The following is a 16,502-nucleotide window of genomic DNA, read 5'->3' on the forward strand; positions in this document are numbered from 1 at the left end:
GGCACGGGAGGAGACACCATGAAGATGCCGACCGCGCACCGGATCGCGCTGCTGTTTAACGGGAATAAAATCTACGACCGCGACATCATCGCGGGCATCGCCGCCTACCTGAACACGACGCGCGTGTCGTGGGACCTGTTCCTGGAAGAGGACTTTCGCTGCCGCCTGCCCGGCATCGAGCGCTGGCAGGGCGACGGCATCATCGCCGATTTCGACGATCCCGCCGTCTGCGAGGCGCTGGCGCACAGCCGCCTGCCCGTGGTGGCCGTGGGCGGCTCGTATGCGCGCGCCGAGGATTACCCGGCCGGCATCCCATATGTGGCGACCGATAATTTCAAGATCGTCAAGCTGGCCTATGAACACCTGGTGGAAGCGGGCTTGAGCCGCTTTGCCTGTTTCAGCCTGCCCGAGGCCGATGTCAACCGCTGGGCGCAGGAGCGCGAAACGGCGTTTTGCGCCTTGATGGAGCGCGACCACATGCGCGCCGACGTGTACCGGGGCGTCGCCACCAGCGCACCGTCGTGGGACGAAGCGGTGGAGCAGCAGATCGCCTGGCTCAACAGCCTGGAAAAACCCGTCGGCATCATCGCCGTCAGCGACGCGCGCGCGCGCCAGCTGCTGCAAGCGTGCATGCACGCGGGGATCGCCGTGCCGGAGCAAGTGGCCCTGATCGGCATCGACAACGACCCGCTGGCGCGCATGCTCACGCGCATTCCCTTGAGTTCCGTGATCCAGGGCACGGAGGAAATGGGCCGCACGGCCGCGCATCTGCTGCATCAGATGTTGAATGGCGCGCGCCTGTCCGGCACGCGCATCCTCGTACCGCCGGCCGGCCTGAACGTGCTCGCTTCCACGCGCCACCAGCCTTTCCAGCATCCGCAGGTGATGCAGGCGCGCCATTTTATTCGCCAGTACGCTTGCCAAGGCATCAAGACGGAGCAGGTGGCCGATTACGTGGGCGTGTCGCGCTCCTCGCTCGAAGCGCACTTCCGCCACGAGCTGGGGCGCAGCGTGCACGACGAGATCCTGCATTTCAAGCTCGATGCGGCCAAGACCCTGCTGGCGCGCGGGCCGGGGCAGGTGGCCGAGGTGGCCGTGCGTTGCGGCTTTACCACGGTGCAGTACATGCATGCCGTCTTCAAGCGCGAACTCGGTTGCACGCCGCGCGAATTCCAGCAGCGCAGCCGGCCGCCGCCAGCCCCCGGGCAGGCGCCATGATGCATCTGCTGCGTAATGCGCGCGGCATGCGCGTGGCCATCGACGCGCACGATGCCAGCGTGCGGGCCTGGTGGGCGCCCGACCGTTATGGCCGCCTGGCCGACGTGCTGGGCGCCGCGCCCCCCGCGGCACGCTCGTCCACGGCCTGGCAGTGCGCGCCGCCGGACGACGGCCACCTGCTGCTGCACCTGGCGCATGACGGCCTGTCGGTGCGCCTGGCCTACCGGCTCGACGAGGATGGCAGCTTGCACCTCGACTGCGCCGCCACGGCCGATACGGTTTCCCGTTTTGCGCTGGCCGCGCCCCTGTTCAATCTGCAGGGCGGCCGCGCCGCCGTGGGCGACCACGTGCTGCGCATGGCCGCCGACCGCTACTGGCCCGGCGGCCATGCGTGCAGCGCTCCGCTCGACGTGGCGGGCAGCGCGTTCGACTTCCGCCAGCCGGCGCCGCTCGCTACACGCCTGGCCTGGCCCGCGCTCGTGCACTTGCCGGGATTCCGGCATGACTTTTACTGGACGGGCAGCGGCCAGCTGCGCGAGGCGGCGCGGGTGGCGGACCCCGCTTCCGGCCGGGTCTTGCGTTTTTCCAGCACCCAGGACAGTTGCCATTTGTATTCCGATGCGCGCTGTTTTTCCCTGCTGGCGCAGGGTGTGCAATTGCAGCCGGGACAGGTCAGGCGCTTCAATCTTGCCTACCGTTTGGGCGTGCAGGATATCGATGCGTTTGACATATCCGAACCGGTATCAATGATGTCAAATAAGTGATTGGTCAGATATGCGGGGCAGTTCTACCATGAGGTAGTTTTTCCCTCATTCATTTTTGTCCTGACCGACGCTGCGAACCTGCCCATGAACATACTCACCATCGATGCCGGCACCACCAATACGCGTACCTTGCTGTGGCGCGCAGGCGCCGTCGTCGCCCAGGCGCAGCTGGAAACGGGCGTGCGCAATACCGCCATCGATGGCCATAACGGTGCGCTGAAACAGGCGCTGCGCGACACCATCGCCAGCGTGCTGGCCAGCGCCGGCATTGCGCCATCCGAGGTGGACCTGGCAGTGGCCTCGGGCATGATCACCTCGCCCATGGGCGTGCGGGAAGTGCCGCATTTGCCGGCGCCTGCGGGCCTGGCCCAGCTGGCGCAAGGCATGCAGGCGGTGGACTTGCCCGACGTGCTGCCCCAGCCCCTGTGGCTGATTCCCGGCGTGCGCAACCAGCATGGCGCCGTCGGCCTGCATAACGTCGAAGCGATGGACATGATGCGCGGCGAAGAGACGGAAGTCGTCGCGCTGCTCGAGCGCCTGCAATTGCGGGGCGCGGCGACCCTGATCATGCCCGGTTCGCATACCAAATTGATCAGCGTGGACGAGCAGCGTCGCATCCTCGGCTGCAGCACCACCATTGCGGGCGAGCTGCTGCAGGCGATCACGCAGCACACCCTGATCAAGCAATCGGTCGATGGCGGTTTTGCGCAGACCCTGGTGCCGAAGATGCTGCTGGCCGGCGCGGCCGCGGCGCAAAAAACGGGGCTGGCGCGCGCCTGCTTCAGCGTGCGCACCCTAGGCCAGTTCAGCGCCATCGAATGCAATGAGCGGGCCAATTTCCTGATGGGTGCCGTCCTCAGCGGCGACTTGCTGGCGCTGCGCAACAGCACCGCCATTCAGATGCGGCCCGATAGCCCGCTCGTCATTACCGGCAAGCCCATGCTGCGCCAGGCGCTTGGCTTGCTGATCGAAGAACACGGATTTTTTTATGGCAAGCGCATCATCGTCGACGACCAGCAGCAAGCTAATCTGGCCGGTCACGGTGCGCTGCTGATCGCCGCCGCGCGCGGCTTGATTTCCCCGCAGGAGACAGTATGAGCAGCAACAAGAACAAGCGCCCCTTGCGTTCGCAATCGTGGTTTGGTGGCGACGACAAGGACAGTTTTATTCACCGCAGCTGGATGAAGAACCAGGGCTATCCGAGCGACGCCTTCGATGGCCGTCCCGTCATCGGCATCTGCAATACCTGGTCCGAGCTGACGCCCTGCAATGGCCATTTCCGCGACCTGGCCGAGATGGTCAAGCGCGGCGTGCTCGAGGCGGGCGGCTTTCCCGTCGAATTTCCCGTCATGTCGCTGGGCGAGACGAATCTGCGCCCGACGGCCATGCTGTTCCGTAACCTGGCCAGCATGGATGTCGAGGAATCGATACGCGCCAACCCGATCGACGGCGTGGTGCTGCTGACGGGCTGCGACAAGACCACCCCGGCCCTGCTGATGGGCGCGGCCAGCGTGGATTTGCCCACGATCGTGCTGTCGGGCGGCCCCATGTTGAACGGCAACTACCGCGGCAAGCCGATCGGTTCGGGCACGGACGTGTGGAAGTTTTCCGAGGATGTGCGCGCCGGACGCATGACCTCGGCGGAATTCAAGCAGGCCGAATCGTGCATGTCGCGTTCCGCCGGCCACTGCATGACCATGGGCACGGCATCGACCATGGCCAGCATGGTCGAAGCGCTGGGCGTGACCTTGCCTGGCAATGCGGCCATTCCCGCCGTCGATGCGCGCCGCAAGCTGCAGGCGCAGCTGACGGGCCGGCGCATCGTCGACATGGTGCACGAAGACCTGAAACTGTCGCAGATCCTCACGCGCGAAGCGTTTGAAAACGCCATCATGGTCAACGGCGCCATCGGCGGCTCGACCAATGCCGTGATCCATTTGCTGGCCATCGCCGGGCGCATCGGCGTGGATATGCGCCTGGGCGACTGGGATCGCCTGGGCCGCGACATTCCCTGCCTGCTGAACCTGATGCCGTCGGGCCAGTACCTGATGGAAGATTTTTACTACGCGGGCGGCCTGCCCGTGATCATCCGCGACCTGCTGGGCAAATTGCATGGCGAGGCGCTCACCGTCACGGGCGCCACCATGGCCGTCAACGTGGCCGAAGCGGAAAATTTCAATCCCGAGGTGATCACGCCGCTGGCGCAGCCATTCAAGGACGAAGGCGGCATCGCCGTCCTGCATGGCAACCTGGCCCCGCGCGGCGCCGTCATCAAGCCATCCGCAGCCTCGCCCGAGCTGATGCAGCACCGTGGCCGCGCCATCGTCTTCAACAGCATCGAGCACTACAAAAAGCGCGTCGACGATCCCGCGCTCGATATCGACGCCAGTTGCGTGATGGTGCTGCAAAATTGCGGCCCGCAGGGCTATCCGGGCATGGCCGAAGTGGGCAATATGGGATTGCCGAAAAAACTGCTGGAGCAGGGCGTGCGCGACATGGTGCGCATCTCGGACGCCCGCATGAGCGGCACGGCCTACGGCACGGTGGTGCTGCACGTGGCGCCGGAAGCGGCCGTGGGCGGGCCGCTGGCCCTGGTACGCGATGGCGACATGATTGAACTCGATGTGGCGGGACGCCGCTTGCACCTGGACGTCGACGAAGCGGAGCTGGCGCGCCGGCGCGCCGAGTGGAGCGCGCCGCCGCCGGCCATGAAGGGCGGCTACCAGGCCATGTACATCAAGCACGTGACGCAGGCTGACGAAGGCGCGGACCTCGATTTCCTCGTCGGCTGCCGGGGTTCCGCAGTTCCGCGCGAGTCACACTGAAGGGAAGGAATAAAAATGATGGGGACACAGGCGCAATTACTGGTCGATGCGCAAAACTTCCTGGGCGAGGGCGTGCGCTGGTGCGAACGCAGCGGCCGCGTTTTCTGGACGAATATCGAAGGCTGCCAACTACATGCGCTGGTGCTGGCCACGGGCGAGCGCCAGAGCTGGGCCATGCCCGAGCGCCTGGCGTGTTTCGCGCTGACGGACAGCGACGACGTGCTGTTGCTGGGACTGGCCTCCGGGCTGGCGTGGTTTGACGCGCGCAGCGGTGCCGTCACGCGCTTGCACACGGTGGAGGGCGACTTGCCCATGACGCGCCTGAACGATGGCCGCTGCGACCGTCAGGGACGCTTTGTCTTCGGCACGCTCGATGAACGCCCGTGCCGCGATGCCATCGGCAGCTTTTACCGCCTCAACCTGGACTTGAGCCTGGAGCGCCTGCCGCTGCCGCAGATCGCCATCTCGAACAGCATCTGCTTCAGCGTCGATGGCACGGCCATGTATTTCTGCGACTCGATGAAGAGGGCGATCTACCGCTGGGACGATTACCTGGGCGGCGACGCGAGCCGGGTGCGCGTGTTTGCCGTGCTCGACCCGGGACCGGGCGCCGCCGATGGCGCCACCATCGATGCGGATGACTACCTGTGGAGCGCGCAGTGGGGCGCCGGCAGGGTCTTGCGCTTCGCACCGGACGGCAGCGTCGAGCGCAAGGTCAGCCTGCCCGTCTCGCAGCCCAGCTGCGTGAGCCTGGGCGGCCCGCGCTACGACGAATTGTTCGTCACGACGGCGCAGGAGAACTTGACCCCGGCCCAGCTGGCGGGCGAACCGCTGGCCGGCGGATTGTTTCATGCGCGCCAGGTGGGCGTGCGCGGTTTGCCGGAAGTGCGCTTTGGCGCCCTGCCGGCCTGACAGGAGAGAGAGCATATGCAAAAACACACGGTTTTCAATGGCATCCTCGAACGGGGCATGGTCGGCATCGTGCGCGCCGATACGCCCGATGCGGCGCTGCAGATCGCCGAGGCGTGCATCGCCGGCGGCATCACGGCGCTGGAGGTGGCGTTCACCACGCCCGATACCCTGGGCGTGCTGCGCACCTTGCGCGAACGCCATGGCCCTGACGTGCTGCTGGGCGCGGGCACCGTACTCGATACGGAGACGGCGCGCGCCGCCATCCTGGCCGGCGCCCAGTTCATCATTTCGCCCAGCGTCAACGTGGACACCATCGCGCTGTGCCAGCGCTACCAGGTGCTGTCCATGCCGGGAGCGATGACGCCGACGGAAATCGTCACGGCCCTGCAGGCGGGCGCCGACATCGTCAAGGTCTTCCCCGCCGAGATGTTCGGCCCCGCCTACATCAAGGCCCTGCGCGCACCCCTGCCGCAAGCGCCATTGATGCCGACGGGCGGCGTGACGGTGGAGAACCTGCAGGAATGGTTTGCCAGCGGCGCCGTGGCCGTGGGCATCGGCAGCAGCCTCAGTGGCCCGGGCGCCACGGGCGATTACGCGGCCGTGACGGCGCGTGCGCAGGCTTTCGTGGAGAAGATGGCGGCCGTGCGCAAGGCTAAGTCTTCTGGCTAAGTAATCCTCAGGAAATTATTGTGAATTTATGACGAACAGAACCGGATGCTATGCAAGGCGCCTGCTGCGACGCAGTGCGAGCACTGCTAGGAGCGGGCAACGCCGCAGAGCGCCGATTATGGAAGTCAGAAATCATAATAATTTATTGGGGGTTACTTAGCTCCCGGCGGGACGGGAATCTGCTACGCTAGGCGGGCAATGTCGCACGCTTCATAGACCAGAATATGTCCAACATCGCCCGCATCCTGCAAGACAGCCGCATCATCGCCATCGTCGGCATGTCCGACAAGCCCGAACGTGCCAGCCACGAGGTGGCCGACTACCTGCTGCGCCATGGCTACCGCGTGCTGCCCGTCAATCCGGCCCTGGCCGGGCGCGATGTGCTGGGGCAGCGCGCCTACGCCAATCTGACGGAGGCGGCCGCTGCCGTCGCGCCGGCACGCATCGACATCGTCGACTGCTTCCGCAAATCCGAAGACATCGTGCCCATCGCCGAGGAAGCCATCGCCGTCAAGGCCGGCTGTCTGTGGCTGCAGCTCGACATCGTCAACGAGCAGGCGGCGCAGCTGGCGCGGGCGGCGGGCCTGGACGTGGTGATGGATCACTGCACAAAAATCGAGCACCGCAAGCTGGCGGTGGCGGCATGAAGGCGCGCACGCAATTTCGCGCCGGCAAGGGCTTCGAGCTGAACGAGGATTTCGCCGGCAAGCGCCTGCTGGGCGCCGCCACCAAGGCGGCGAACAAGAAGCTGACGCCGGCCCAGTGCAAGGCCATGGACCGCGAGGAAACCGTGGCGCTGACGGCGCAGATCGCCGAGTGCCAGAGCATGCTGTACGCGCAGCACAAAAAGAAGGTGCTGCTGGTCTTGCAGGGCATGGATACGTCGGGCAAGGATGGCACGGTCAAGGCCATCTTCAGCAACATCAACCCGATGGGCATCCGCGCCATCGCGTTCAAGGGCCCTACCGATATCGAACTGGCGCACGATTACCTGTGGCGCGTGCACCAGCACGTGCCCGTGAAGGGCGAGATCGCCATCTTCAACCGCAGCCATTACGAAGATGTGCTGATCACGCGCGTGCAGGACATGATCGACAAGGCCGAATGCCAGCGCCGCTACGCGCAGATCCGCGATTTCGAGCGCATGCTGAGCGAAACGGGCACCGTCATCCTGAAAATCTTCCTGCATATCTCGAAGGACGAGCAACGGGGACGGCTGCAGGAGCGGCTCGACGATCCCGATCGCCAGTGGAAGTTCGACCCCAACGATATCGCCCAGCGCAAGAAGTGGGATGCCTACCAGCGCGCCTATGAAACGGCGATCCGCGAGACGGATGCCGACCACGCGCCGTGGTATGTGGTGCCATCGAACTCCAAGACGCAGCGCAATCTCGTGGTCGCGTCCCTGCTGCTGGAAACCCTGCAGGGCATGAAGCTGGAATACCCGGCGCCGGACCCGAAACTGTCGTCTTTCAAGGTCGAGTAGAGGTCAGGCCAATTCAGCGCCGCGCCTGCGGAATCGGCCGCGCTGTGGCATAGTATCCCTCGTCGATAATTCAAACCAGACCGGAGATCCATATGCTGCAGTTGAAAGATCCTACCTTGTTGCGTCACCAGGCTTACGTGAATGGAGCCTGGGTCGATGCCGATGGTGGCCAGACGATTAACGTGAACAATCCCGCCACGGGCGAGCATATCGGCACGGTGCCCCTGATGGGCGCAGCCGAGACGCGCCGCGCCATCGAGGCGGCCAATGCCGCCTGGCCTGCCTGGCGCAAGAAGACGGCCAAGGAACGCGCGGCCGTGCTGCGCCGCTGGCATGACCTGATCCTGGAAAACGCCGACGACCTGGCGCTGATCATGACCACCGAGCAGGGCAAGCCCCTGCCGGAAGCGAAGGGCGAAGTGCAGTTCGGCGCTTCGTTCATCGAGTGGTTCGCCGAAGAAGGCAAGCGCGTCGCGGGCGATACCCTGCAGTCGCCATGGCCGGACCGCCGCCTGGTCGTCACCAAGGAACCGATCGGCGTGTGCGCCGCCATCACGCCATGGAATTTCCCCGCCGCCATGATCACGCGCAAAGTCGGCCCGGCCCTGGCCGCCGGCTGCCCGATGGTATTGAAACCGGCGGAAGCGACACCGTTTTCCGCGCTGGCGCTGGCCGTGCTGGCCGAGCGCGCGGGCGTGCCTGCGGGCGTGTTCAGCATCGTCACGGGCGCGCCGAAAGACATCGGCGGCGAAATGACGTCGAACCCCATCGTGCGCAAGCTGACGTTTACGGGTTCGACCCAGGTGGGCCGTTTGCTGGCCGAGCAGTGCGCGCCAACGATCAAGAAACTGTCGCTGGAACTGGGCGGCAATGCGCCGTTCATCGTCTTCGACGACGCCGACCTGGATGCGGCAGTGGAAGGCGCCATCGCCTCGAAATACCGCAACGCGGGCCAGACCTGCGTCTGCGCCAACCGCCTGTACGTGCAGGACAGCGTGTACGACGCGTTTGCCGACAAGCTGGTGGCGGCAGTGGCCAAGCTGAAGGTGGGCAATGGCATCGAGGCCGGTGTCACGCAAGGTCCGCTGATCGACGCCAAGGCTGTCGCCAAGGTGGAAGAACACGTGGCCGACGCGCTGGGCAAGGGCGGCCGCCTGCTGGCTGGCGGCAAGCGCCATGCGCTGGGCAATGGCTTCTTCGAGCCGACCATCATCGCCGACGTGACGAACGACATGCGCGTGGCCACCGAGGAAACCTTCGGCCCGCTGGCACCCCTGTTCCGCTTCAAGACGGACGATGAAGTGATCGGCCTGGCCAACAACACGGAGTTCGGCCTTGCCGCCTACTTCTATTCGCGCGACATCGGCCGCATCTGGCGAGTGGCCGAAGGCCTGGAAACGGGCATGGTTGGCGTGAACACGGGCCTGATCTCGAACGAGATCGCCCCCTTCGGCGGCGTCAAGCAATCGGGCCTGGGCCGTGAAGGGTCGACCTACGGTATCGAAGACTATCTCGTCATCAAATACATCTGCATGGGCGGGATCTAGAATGCTTGATTAAATCTACTGCGCGGCGCGCTTTCCGGCCTGCGATGCTCGCTGTACTAAAGTACAGCTGCGCTTCTTAGCCAGAAATCGTTGCCGCTCGCTACGATTTTCTCAAGCATCCGTGACGTCCGTTATCGATGGCTGTTGCGAGCCGATCCTAACCGGTCCAGCATGCCCTTGACCGCTTCCATCTGCGTGCCGCTCTTGCGGTAGAAATCCGGGTCGATCGGATTGATGCTGGTGTAGCCCCAGAAATCCCAGCAGCCTTTCGGGTTGTACGGGTAGACGGGGCTCGGTTCGGCTTGCGGATACAGCACGATGATCTTGTTGGCGTCCGCCACTTGGTTGTAGCCTGTGCTCGTATAAAAACGGTCGCCGATGGCCTGCGTCGTTTGCAGGCAGCCGTGGAACACCACGTGCACGCGGCAGCTCTCGCTGTTGCAGGCTTTCGGGATGTAGGCGTAGCCCGTATTGCTCATGCTCGAGTACGCGTTCTGGATGAAGCTGCGCTGGTTGAAGGCGATCAGCTTGCCCGTCAGGGTAGTCGACGACGGCTGCAGATCCGGGTACAGGTGCTGCAGGATGTCGCGCGCCTGCGTATAGTCGCAGTCGTTGATGAACGGCGACTCCGTCACGGCGCAAGGCTTGTCGGCGTTGCTGTCGGTGAGGATGGCGTGGCCCGCGCCTAGCGTGTCGATGAAGCGGATCTGCGCCGCCGGCGTACCGGCCAGTTGATAGAATTTCCCCACCTGCTCCACCACCGGCCGCGTCACGGTCTGGTCTTTCGTTCCGCTGAACAGATATACGCGCTGGCGTTTCAGGTTGGCCGTGTCGTCGATGAGACGCTCGCGCGCAAAATCGTTCGCCGCGCGCAGCAATTCGCTGGCGACGGGCGGTGCCACCTGCGCGCTGCCCGGATTCATGCAGGTGCTCAAGGCATTCGTCAGGTAGGGAATGTAGGGGAAGCGGCCCGGCTGGCCCGAGCAGAAATACGGGCCGCCCGCGATGATGCCGGCGCCGGCCACCGTGGCCGAGTAGGCGACGGCAAACTGCGCCGCCATGAAGCCGCCCGAGGACAGGCCGGACACCGTGGTCTGGCTCAGATCAGCCTGGTAGGCGGGCAGGGCGGGCGCGTCCTTGGTCGCGGCGGGCTTGGCGGGCTTGGCCGTCGTGGCGGCGTGCGCGCCGCCTGGCGCCAGGATGAGCAGGCTGGCGGCCAGCAGGGCGGTGGTTAGTGTGGTCAGGTGCGCGGTCAGGTGCGGGAAGGGCATGGCAGCTCCACAAGGCAGGGAAAGGGACAGGAAGGCCGAGCATAGGTAAAAAAACTGTGCGCTGGGCAAGTACTGCACCGTCATTGATGTCGCTCAAGCTATCGCTGTTGTTGTCCGTCTTGTACGCACGCGCGGCGTTTGACATAGAATGGTTTTTTTCCGTTCAACCATGGTGCCCTTCATGTCCAAGACCCTTGCCCAGCTGTTTGCACTGACCACCCTTGCCGCCGGCGCTAGCCTTGCCGTGCCGGCCCATGCCGCCGACACCGCGCCAGCAGCCGCTGCACCGGCCGCTTGCCCGGCCATCCTCAAGCAGACCTTCAACCGCCTGCAGGATGAAGCGCCGCAAAACCTGTGCCAGTACGCAGGCAAGGTCGTGCTGGTGGTCAATACGGCCAGTTATTGCGGTTTTACCAATCAATATGAAGGGCTCGAGGCGCTGTACGCCAAGTACGGCAGCAAGGGCCTGGTGGTGCTGGGCTTCCCGTCGAACGATTTTGGCAAGCAGGAACCGGGCAACAGCAAGGAAATCGCCGATTTCTGCTACAACACCTATGGCGTGAAGTTCCCCATGTTTTCGAAGTCGGTCGTCTCCGGCCCTGCGCCGAATCCGCTGTACGTGGACCTGATCAAGCAGACGGGCAAGACCCCGGCCTGGAATTTCCATAAATACCTGATCGACCGCCACGGCAAAGTGGTGGAAAGCTTCCCCAGCAAGGTGACGCCGGACGACAAGAAACTCGTTGGCGCAGTGGAAAAAGCGCTGGCGCTGTAAGTTGCTGATACCCAAGCAGGCTTGAACGCCTGCTTTTTTTTAATGCCGCGCTTGTCGTCTTGCCATCATTGTCCTAAGCTGGTTGTTCGCGTTTGTCACAACAAAGGAGAACATCATGGCGTATGTCGATGGATTTGTCGTGCCCGTACCGAAAGCCAAGCTCGATGCCTACCTGGCCATGTCGCGCAGTTGCGGCGCCGTGTGGCGCGAGTACGGCGCGCTGGAATTTCGCGAATGCGTGGGCGACGATGTCAAGCCGGGCAAGCTGACCTCGTTCCCGCAGGCGGTGGACTTGCAGGATGGCGAAGTGGTGGTGTTTTCATGGATCGTGTATGAGTCGCGCGCCAAGCGCGATGAAATCAACGACAAGGTCATGAAAGACCCGCGCCTGGCCGAGATGATGGACCCGGCCAAGCTGCCGTTCGATGGCAAGCGGATGATCTACGGCGGCTATGAAATGCAGGTGGATATCAAATAACCAGCTTCGCGGGGATCGCCCCGCGCAGCGCATTGCACACGACGATCGCTTCGGCCCGCGCCAGCATGGCGCGCGTGATGATGGTTTCCTGCGCGTTCCAGGCAGGATCGGCCAGCATGGCCGCGCGCTGCACGCCGGGCAGCAGTCCGCAGGACAGGGGCGGCGTGTGCCAGCGGCCGTCCAGCTTAATGAAGACGTTGCTGCGCCCGCCCTCCGTCAGCTCGCCACGCTCGTTAAAGAACAGCATGTCGAAGCCGCCTTGCGCCTCGGCCGCGCGCCAGGCCGCGTCATAGCGCGCGCGCACGCTGCTCTTGTGGCGCAGGAACAGGTCGCCGGCCGTCGTTGTATCGGGCGCCAGCATGACGTCGACCGTCTCCGGCAAGGCGCTGAGCGCGCCGCTTTGCGCCGTGAACTGCCCATCCTGGCGCAGCGCCAGGCGCAGGCGGAAAGGGACATCGTCGGGGCGCGCCGCGCAAGCCGCCTGCAGCGCGGCGCGGGCGGCGTCGGCATCCCAGGCAAAACCGAAGTAGGCGCTGGAGGCGGCCAGGCGCGCCAGGTGGTGCTCCTGCAGGCGGCAGCCATGGTCGCGGCTCGCGTGCAGAGTCTCGAACAGTTCGAATTCATTCGTCAGCCCCGCCAGGAAGCGGGCCTTGAGCTGGCATTCCGCAAATTCCTCGAGCGGGTCGCTGTCGAGGACGATGCCGGCGCCCACGCCCATTTCGCCGCGCCGGATGCCATCAGGGCCCGCCGGCTGCAAGGCCAGGGTGCGGATCGGCACGGACATGCAGAAGTCGCCCACCGCGTGGGCAGCACCGGCGGCTGGCGGATCGAACCAGCCGATGGCGCCCGTGTAGATGCCGCGCGGCGCCGGTTCCAGTTCGGCGATGATTTCCATGGTGCGGCGTTTCGGCGCGCCCGTGATCGAGCCGCACGGGTACAAGGCCTGGAAGATACCGCTTAGCGTTGCGTCGGCGCGCAGGCGCGCCTGCACGGTGGACGTCATTTGCAGCACGCTGCTGTAGCGCGTCACCTCGAACAGGGCCGGCACCTTGACGGAGCCCGTGACGGCGATGCGGCCGATGTCGTTGCGCAGCAGGTCGACGATCATCAGGTTTTCCGCGCGGTTCTTCGGATCGTTGGCCAGGGCGGCGGCGCGGCGCGCGTTTTCTGCCGTTTGGTTGGCAGGGGCGGCCGGCGCCGTACCCTTCATGGGCCGTGCCGTCAGTTCTCCCTGCGCATGGCGCACGAACAGCTCCGGCGACAGCGACAGCAGGGCGCCGCCATCGGGCAGCATCACCAGCGCGCCGTAGGGCACGGGCTGGCGCGCGCGCAGCCGCGCATACAGGCCCAGGGGCGAGCCGAAGGCGTCGAAGCGCAAACGATAGGTGTAGTTGACCTGGTAGGTGTCGCCGGCCACGATGTAGTCGTGGATGCGGTGCAGCGCGCGCGTGAATTCGGCTTGATCCACGTTCGCGCGGATACCGGCCACGCCGGCCGGCGCGGCGCCCACGTCGACGCGAGAGTCCAGCCACTGCGCCACCTCGTCCTGCGACAGCTGCGTGCAATGGTCGAAGACGAGCACTTGTGCCAGCGGCGGCGCGTCAAGGCCGGCCGCGCGCGGCGGCATGGCCAGCAAGTGCGCGCCCAGTTCGTAGCTGCACACGCTGACGGCGTGCTGGCCGCGTTGCAAGGCCTCTTGCAGCCCTTCGAGCAGGGCCGGCCACTGTTCCCCCTCGCTGCACCGCAAGACCGCCGCCAGGCCCGTGTACAGGCGCGAACCGGCGCCGGGTGTGCTGGCGTCGTCGAGCAGGGCGAAGCAGTCGGTATGCATGGGGACAGCCGCGGCGGTGACTTACCCCAGCAGCATGGCGATTTGCAGCGCCGCTTCCTGGGATGGATTGATCTTGAAGCCGCTCTTGGCGTAGCGGTGCCAGCGTCCGATGACGAAGCTGACGATCAGGGTGGCGCGCGCCGCCACTTCGCTTTCCTTGCCATGGCCTTCGGCGGCGGCCACGCGCAAGGCCTGCTTGAGCGCCAGTTCCACGCGGTCGTAGAACTGGTTCATGCGCACTTGCAGGCGCTCGTCTTCATTGACCAGCGCGTCGCCGATCAGTACGCGCGTCATGCCCGGATTGCTGATGGCGAAATTGAGCAGCATGCCAATGATGTCGCGCGTCTGCGTCATGCCATCGCTGTGTTTTTCCGCGATCTGGTTGATCAGGCCGAAGACGCTCGACTCGATGAATTCGATCAGCCCTTCGAACATTTGCGCCTTGCTGGCGAAATGGCGGTACAGGGCCGCTTCCGATACGGTCAGTCTGGCCGCCAGTGCGGCGGTGGTGATCTTTTCGCCTTTCGGCTGCTCCAGCATTGCGGCGAGGGCCTGAAGAATTTGTAGCCTGCGTTGGCCCGGCGGTGTGCTTGCCATATTTTCTCTTGTCGTTAAAAAAAATGCTGCCTTGATGGGGAGGTCCGTCACCGCCGCTAGCGGTGCGGCTTCCAGTGTCAACCGGAAGCCCAGGAATCCCCTTCAACGCAGACGGTGAAGGCGGCGTGCCAAATGCCGGACAGATTTTACTTTGACATCGACGTAAGCGGGGCGATTTAACGCCTTGGGCAACTTCGCCACGCCGATCGGATCGGCCATTTTCAGGTATTGCGTGATCCAGGCCGTGCGCAGGCCCAGTTTTTTCGCACCCTTGAGGTTGGCCAGGGTGTCTTCCACCAGGATGCAGCGGCCAGGGCGGATGTGGTGCTTGCGCATCAGTTTGCGCAGCATCAGGGTCGACGGCTTGGGCCGCAACTGGCGGTGCACATGCATCGCCTCGATGGCGACGTGGTGTGAAAAGTGCCGGCGCAAGCCCAGGTGGCGCATCACGTCGCTCGAATAGCGCAGCGGCGCGTTGGTGAGTAAAATTTTACGGCCAGGCAGGCGTTTGAGTAAAGCCCCCAGGCCCCGCTCGGCGCGTATCATCGCGCGCAAATCGTCGAACGCATGCGTCTCGTGCAGAAAATGCGCGGCCTGCACCTGATGGTGCTTGACCATGCCCAGCAAGGTGGCGCCATAGCGGCGCCAGTAGGCCGCGCGCGCCGCATTGACGATGGCGTCGTCGGCCGGCGTCACGCCGTCGCCCAGTACGCGGGCAATATACGTGTTCATATTGGCCGTGATGGTGGGGAAGATGGCGTGCGAGGCATTGTGCAGCGTGTTGTCGAGGTCAAACAGCCAGACCGGCGACGAGCGGTTAAGATGGGACACAGGCACAGGAGTCTTTGCTAGCGAGAGAAGATGAAAAATTCAACAATCAGGAAAACCATGCGACGCCAGATTATAGTGATGTTTTGCGGATTATTCTTGCTGCCGTTGCAGTCGGCCTTGGCCGAAGCGCCTTTCGTGGCGCAAAACCGGGGCGCCCTGTTCAAGGTGCAGGACGCCAGCCACACCCTGTATCTGTTCGGTACCATCCACGTCGGCGCGCCCGACTTTTATCCGCTCGAGCCGACAGTGACGCAGGCGTTGAACGGCGCCGGCGCGCTGGCGCTGGAGATCGATCCCGGCGCCGATCCGCGCAAGGCCGTCAGCGCCGTGCTGAAATACGGCATGGAGGCGCCAGGCAGCAAAGTGCCGCCTGACTGCCGCCAGACTTTGGCGCCGCGTCTGGCGCCGCTGTTGCAAAAATACGGCATCGCGCCCGCAGCGGTGGCGCCGATGAAGCCGTGGATGCTGGCCAGCGTGCTGGCCATCGGCGAATTTTCCACGCTTGGCTACCGCTCCGACCTGGCCGTCGACAGTTATCTGTCGCAGCAAGCCAAGGCGCGCAAGATCCCCGTGGTGGAACTCGAATCGATGGAAGGCCAGATGGCGCTGTTCGGCGCCATGTCGCCGCTCGACCAGTGCCGCTTCCTCGAAGACGGCGTGGCGTCGATCGAGGAGCAGGAACAAAGCCAGGAAGCGCGCGAGATCGCCGATGCGTGGCGCAACGCCGACGCTGCCGCCTTCGACAAGCTGGCGGCAAAGGCGGCAACAGACCCCTCGTTCGCCGCGCAGTTCGTGCAAAAGGTGCTGCTGGACGGCCGCAACCCGGCCCTGGCCGACGGCATCGCCAAGTTGCTTGCGCGCGAAAAGTCCAGCCTGGCCGCCATCGGCGTGCTGCATCTGGTCGGAACGAAAAGCGTGCCGGAGCTGTTGCGCCAGAAGGGCTTGAAGGTCGAGCGGGTGTATTAGCGATAGCGCTAGCTCAGCCGCGCAAGACACGCGGCAGAGCAGATGGAAAAGTGTTCAGGGCAAGGCGGACTGACGAAGACAGTACGAATGTACGGCGAGGAAGGACAACGCCGCCATGGACATTTTTACTATGAGGAGATGACGGCAGAGTAGATGAAATGTGTTCAGGGCAAGGCGCCGAGACGAAGACAGTACGCATGTACGGCGAGGCGAGGCAACGCAGCCATGGACATTTTTCAGATACGGGGATAAGTCGATGGTGCCCTTGACGTGGATCGAACACGTGGCCTCTCCCTTACCAAGGGAGTGCTCTACCACTGAGCTACAAGGGC

Annotated in this window: 16 protein-coding genes and 1 tRNA gene; 12 read left to right on the forward strand and 5 right to left on the reverse strand. The window is 64.5% G+C overall.

Annotated elements, in window-relative coordinates; genetic code table 11:
* Nucleotides 1-18 precede the first annotated feature (18 nt).
* From JAB6_RS13545 to gabD, 9 genes are all read left to right on the forward strand, one after another.
* A complete protein-coding gene (locus tag JAB6_RS13545; protein WP_070303244.1) occupies nt 19-1,218 on the forward strand; it encodes a DNA-binding transcriptional regulator in 1,200 nt (399 codons plus the stop codon).
* Nucleotides 1,215-1,982, forward strand: a complete 768-nt coding sequence (locus JAB6_RS13550) for a hypothetical protein (protein ID WP_083292713.1) — start codon at nt 1,215-1,217, stop codon at nt 1,980-1,982. Before JAB6_RS13545 ends, JAB6_RS13550 begins: the two co-directional genes overlap by 4 nt.
* Nucleotides 1,983-2,066: 84 nt before the next feature.
* The gene (locus JAB6_RS13555; RefSeq protein WP_070303246.1) at nt 2,067-3,080 is read left to right on the forward strand and encodes a 2-dehydro-3-deoxygalactonokinase; all 1,014 of its coding nucleotides are present in this window, start codon (nt 2,067-2,069) and stop codon (nt 3,078-3,080) included.
* Nucleotides 3,077-4,807 carry an L-arabinonate dehydratase gene (gene araD / locus JAB6_RS13560; protein ID WP_070303247.1) on the forward strand — a complete coding sequence of 577 codons (1,731 nt, stop codon included), beginning with the start codon at nt 3,077-3,079 and terminating at the stop codon, nt 4,805-4,807. The genes JAB6_RS13555 and araD overlap by 4 nt, the downstream gene beginning before the upstream one ends.
* An 18-nt stretch (nt 4,808-4,825) precedes the next feature.
* Nucleotides 4,826-5,719 (forward strand): SMP-30/gluconolactonase/LRE family protein, encoded by an 894-nt coding sequence (locus JAB6_RS13565; protein ID WP_070303263.1) that lies wholly within the window; start codon nt 4,826-4,828, stop codon nt 5,717-5,719.
* A 15-nt stretch (nt 5,720-5,734) separates the two neighbouring features.
* Nucleotides 5,735-6,388 carry a bifunctional 2-keto-4-hydroxyglutarate aldolase/2-keto-3-deoxy-6-phosphogluconate aldolase gene (locus tag JAB6_RS13570; RefSeq protein WP_070303248.1) on the forward strand — a complete coding sequence of 218 codons (654 nt, stop codon included), beginning with the start codon at nt 5,735-5,737 and terminating at the stop codon, nt 6,386-6,388.
* 224 nt (nt 6,389-6,612) lie between these two features.
* Nucleotides 6,613-7,035: a CoA-binding protein gene (locus tag JAB6_RS13575; RefSeq protein ID WP_070303249.1), complete on the forward strand. Its 423-nt coding sequence runs from the start codon at nt 6,613-6,615 to the stop codon at nt 7,033-7,035.
* Complete coding sequence (locus JAB6_RS13580; RefSeq protein ID WP_070303250.1) at nt 7,032-7,874, forward strand: PPK2 family polyphosphate kinase; 843 nt, start codon at nt 7,032-7,034, stop codon at nt 7,872-7,874. The genes JAB6_RS13575 and JAB6_RS13580 overlap by 4 nt, the downstream gene beginning before the upstream one ends.
* A gap of 92 nt (nt 7,875-7,966) precedes the next feature.
* A complete protein-coding gene (gene gabD, locus JAB6_RS13585) occupies nt 7,967-9,421 on the forward strand; it encodes an NADP-dependent succinate-semialdehyde dehydrogenase (protein WP_070303251.1) in 1,455 nt (484 codons plus the stop codon).
* Between the two features lie 131 nt (nt 9,422-9,552).
* On the opposite strand, the gene JAB6_RS13590 is transcribed toward gabD, so the two are convergent.
* A complete protein-coding gene (locus JAB6_RS13590; RefSeq protein ID WP_070303252.1) occupies nt 9,553-10,692 on the reverse strand; it encodes a poly(3-hydroxybutyrate) depolymerase in 1,140 nt (379 codons plus the stop codon).
* Nucleotides 10,693-10,873: 181 nt separating this feature from the next.
* Between JAB6_RS13590 and JAB6_RS13595 the strand changes: the two genes are divergently transcribed.
* Both JAB6_RS13595 and JAB6_RS13600 read left to right on the forward strand, forming a co-directional pair.
* Nucleotides 10,874-11,467, forward strand: a complete 594-nt coding sequence (locus tag JAB6_RS13595; RefSeq protein WP_070303264.1) for a glutathione peroxidase — start codon at nt 10,874-10,876, stop codon at nt 11,465-11,467.
* A 115-nt stretch (nt 11,468-11,582) separates the two neighbouring features.
* Nucleotides 11,583-11,945: a DUF1428 domain-containing protein gene (locus JAB6_RS13600; protein ID WP_046681873.1), complete on the forward strand. Its 363-nt coding sequence runs from the start codon at nt 11,583-11,585 to the stop codon at nt 11,943-11,945.
* Here JAB6_RS13600 and pabB read toward each other — a convergent pair.
* The 3 genes from pabB to JAB6_RS13615 all read right to left on the reverse strand — a co-directional run bounded on the left by pabB (nt 11,938) and on the right by JAB6_RS13615 (nt 15,210).
* Nucleotides 11,938-13,776 carry an aminodeoxychorismate synthase component I gene (gene pabB, locus JAB6_RS13605; protein ID WP_070303253.1) on the reverse strand — a complete coding sequence of 613 codons (1,839 nt, stop codon included), beginning with the start codon at nt 13,774-13,776 and terminating at the stop codon, nt 11,938-11,940. The two genes, JAB6_RS13600 and pabB, sit on opposite strands and share 8 nt — an antisense overlap.
* A 21-nt stretch (nt 13,777-13,797) precedes the next feature.
* On the reverse strand, nt 13,798-14,373 hold the full coding sequence (gene slmA, locus JAB6_RS13610; RefSeq protein WP_034752791.1) for a nucleoid occlusion factor SlmA: 576 nt from the start codon (nt 14,371-14,373) through the stop codon (nt 13,798-13,800).
* A 102-nt stretch (nt 14,374-14,475) separates the two neighbouring features.
* Nucleotides 14,476-15,210: a pyrimidine 5'-nucleotidase gene (locus JAB6_RS13615; RefSeq protein ID WP_082127501.1), complete on the reverse strand. Its 735-nt coding sequence runs from the start codon at nt 15,208-15,210 to the stop codon at nt 14,476-14,478.
* A 90-nt stretch (nt 15,211-15,300) separates the two neighbouring features.
* Here JAB6_RS13615 and JAB6_RS13620 point away from each other — a divergent pair, with 90 nt between their 5' ends.
* Nucleotides 15,301-16,170: a TraB/GumN family protein gene (locus JAB6_RS13620; protein WP_254671609.1), complete on the forward strand. Its 870-nt coding sequence runs from the start codon at nt 15,301-15,303 to the stop codon at nt 16,168-16,170.
* 257 nt (nt 16,171-16,427) lie between these two features.
* Here the strand turns inward: JAB6_RS13620 and JAB6_RS13625 are convergent.
* A tRNA-Thr gene (locus JAB6_RS13625) sits at nt 16,428-16,502 on the reverse strand.

Origin of the sequence: Janthinobacterium sp. HH104 (genome assembly GCF_001758715.1) — a bacterium.
GTDB classification, from domain to species: Bacteria; Pseudomonadota; Gammaproteobacteria; order Burkholderiales; family Burkholderiaceae_D; genus Janthinobacterium; species Janthinobacterium aestuarii.

Coding starts and splice junctions, on each gene's coding strand:
- JAB6_RS13545 (WP_070303244.1), top strand. CDS start 19: ATGAAGATGCCGACCGCGCACCGGATCGCGCTGCTGTTTAACGGGAAT.
- JAB6_RS13555 (WP_070303246.1), top strand. CDS start 2,067: ATGAACATACTCACCATCGATGCCGGCACCACCAATACGCGTACCTTG.
- araD (WP_070303247.1), top strand. CDS start 3,077: ATGAGCAGCAACAAGAACAAGCGCCCCTTGCGTTCGCAATCGTGGTTT.
- JAB6_RS13590 (WP_070303252.1), bottom strand. CDS start 10,692: ATGCCCTTCCCGCACCTGACCGCGCACCTGACCACACTAACCACCGCC.
- JAB6_RS13575 (WP_070303249.1), top strand. CDS start 6,613: ATGTCCAACATCGCCCGCATCCTGCAAGACAGCCGCATCATCGCCATC.
- JAB6_RS13600 (WP_046681873.1), top strand. CDS start 11,583: ATGGCGTATGTCGATGGATTTGTCGTGCCCGTACCGAAAGCCAAGCTC.
- gabD (WP_070303251.1), top strand. CDS start 7,967: ATGCTGCAGTTGAAAGATCCTACCTTGTTGCGTCACCAGGCTTACGTG.
- JAB6_RS13550 (WP_083292713.1), top strand. CDS start 1,215: ATGATGCATCTGCTGCGTAATGCGCGCGGCATGCGCGTGGCCATCGAC.
- slmA (WP_034752791.1), bottom strand. CDS start 14,373: ATGGCAAGCACACCGCCGGGCCAACGCAGGCTACAAATTCTTCAGGCC.
- JAB6_RS13565 (WP_070303263.1), top strand. CDS start 4,826: ATGGGGACACAGGCGCAATTACTGGTCGATGCGCAAAACTTCCTGGGC.
- JAB6_RS13580 (WP_070303250.1), top strand. CDS start 7,032: ATGAAGGCGCGCACGCAATTTCGCGCCGGCAAGGGCTTCGAGCTGAAC.
- pabB (WP_070303253.1), bottom strand. CDS start 13,776: ATGCATACCGACTGCTTCGCCCTGCTCGACGACGCCAGCACACCCGGC.
- JAB6_RS13595 (WP_070303264.1), top strand. CDS start 10,874: ATGTCCAAGACCCTTGCCCAGCTGTTTGCACTGACCACCCTTGCCGCC.
- JAB6_RS13570 (WP_070303248.1), top strand. CDS start 5,735: ATGCAAAAACACACGGTTTTCAATGGCATCCTCGAACGGGGCATGGTC.